This is a genomic window from Caballeronia sp., from assembly GCF_049581465.1.
GTDB lineage: Bacteria > Pseudomonadota > Gammaproteobacteria > Burkholderiales > Burkholderiaceae > Caballeronia.
In genome coordinates this window covers 1-1698 of the sequence record NZ_JBAUSA010000729.1, presented here as the reverse complement: position 1 = coordinate 1698, position 1698 = coordinate 1, and the positions used below count along the sequence as shown (strand labels likewise).

2 protein-coding genes and 1 pseudogene are annotated in these 1698 nt (G+C 59.2%); all 3 read left to right on the top strand.

Annotation, left to right across the window (positions count from 1 at the left end):
- Positions 1-632 (top strand): YqjF family protein (locus WCA53_RS17905; RefSeq protein WP_423913374.1); only part of this gene is annotated, 632 nt, incomplete at its 5' end.
- Between the two features lie 70 nt (positions 633-702).
- The gene (locus tag WCA53_RS17900) at positions 703-1392 is read left to right on the top strand and encodes a Bax inhibitor-1/YccA family protein (protein WP_423913371.1); all 690 of its coding nucleotides are present in this window, start codon (positions 703-705) and stop codon (positions 1390-1392) included.
- Between the two features lie 52 nt (positions 1393-1444).
- Positions 1445-1698: pseudogene (locus WCA53_RS17895) on the top strand (hypothetical protein); the annotation flags it as partial.

The following is a 1698-nucleotide window of genomic DNA, read 5'->3' as shown; positions in this document are numbered from 1 at the left end:
ACCTGTATCAGCCCACCTCCGACGCAGCGCCACGCTGCTACGTCTCGCTCGTCGGGTTTCTCTTCGACAAGGTGCGCGTCAAGGGCCTCGCCATTCCGCTGCACACGCGGTTCGAAGAGATCAATCTGCGGTTCTATGTCAGGCGTCGCGAAGACGATGGCAGTGTGAAGCGTGGGGTCGTGTTTATTCGCGAGTTCGTTCCTCGTCGCGCCATCGCGTGGATAGCAAAGAGGTTTTACGAGGAGCCGTATGTCGCGATCCCGACGCGGAGTGAAATCTCGTCGGATGGTAAGACGCCAACTGCAAAGTACGGCTGGAAACTCGGCGGCCGATGGCACACGCTTTCCGCTGCAGGGGACCTTCCGCCACAAGCGATCACACCCGGCAGCGAAGAGGAGTTCATCACCGAGCACTATTGGGGTTATACGAAGCGGAGTAATGGCAGGATCTCCGCCTACCAGGTGGAGCATCCTCGGTGGCAGACATATCGCCTGCAAAGCTATGAAATTGCAGTTGATTTCGGGCTGCTTTATGGGCAAGAGTTCGCATTGCTGAACGGAACGCAGGCGTCGAGCGTGTTCCTCGCTGAGGGTTCAGGGGTTACGGTTCATTCCGGCTTCCACCTGCGCTAGCGCACCGGACGCAGATTGCGACCAAACGACAAAATCTGCGTCTATTAGACTAAGGGTTGGGAACAAGAAGATGAGAACGATTGACGCAACACAAGGCATACGAATTCTCGACAGCCGGTCTACGGCCACCTTGCTCAGCAAGGTTCTCTGGATTACTAGCGTGGGCTTCCTTTTCACGGCTTTCGGAGCCTACCTGGCCCCGGCCCTGTTGGGCGGCATCAGCTATATGGGCCTCTTTATTGTGACGTTCGGGCTCATCTTCGCGATCAACTTCGCGACCAAGCGATCTCCGGGGCTGGCACTGGTTTTGTTCTATGCCTTCACTTTGCTCATGGGGGTTGAGGTCGGCCCGCTCATCAAGGCTTACCTGCACGTCCCCGGCGGACAGGCTGTCGTTTTTGAGGCCGCATTGACCACCGCTATCGGCATGTTCGTGATGGGCCTCATCGCGCAGGTCGCGCGGTTCGACTACCGCAAGGTCTACAACTACGCCTTCGCCGCGCTAATCGGCCTGGTCGTCCTCGGTGTGCTGAGCATGTTCGTGCACTTCATCAGCCCCGGCCTGTACGCTTGGGCGACCCTCGCCATCTTCAGCGTCCTGCTCTTGGTCGACTTCATGCGGTTGCGCGACGGCGCAATGGGCCTCAGCCCAGTGCAGATGTCGTTGAGCATCTACCTTGACGCGCTGAACATTTTCATCGCTCTGCTGCAGATCTTCGGCAGCAGCAGCGGAAACCGGCGCGACAGCAACTGGCGCTAACAGGTGCCGGCGAGCGGCTGGACGGGATGCGTTCAGCCGATACACTAATCAGATGGCCCGCACCCAGCACCCCCCTCAGCCCGACCCGAAATCCTGGCTGCGCGGGCTCCCGAAAGCCGAGCTGCACCTTCATCTTGAAGGTTCCATTACCCCCGCGACACTGCTCGAGCTCTCCCAAACCAACGACGCCACGCCGCTTACCGCTAAGCAGGCGCGCGAAGTCTACAGTTACCACGACTTCCCCAGCTTTCTGATGAGCTTCAAAGCCGTCACCGAGCGGCTGCACACGCCCGCCGACTACGAGAC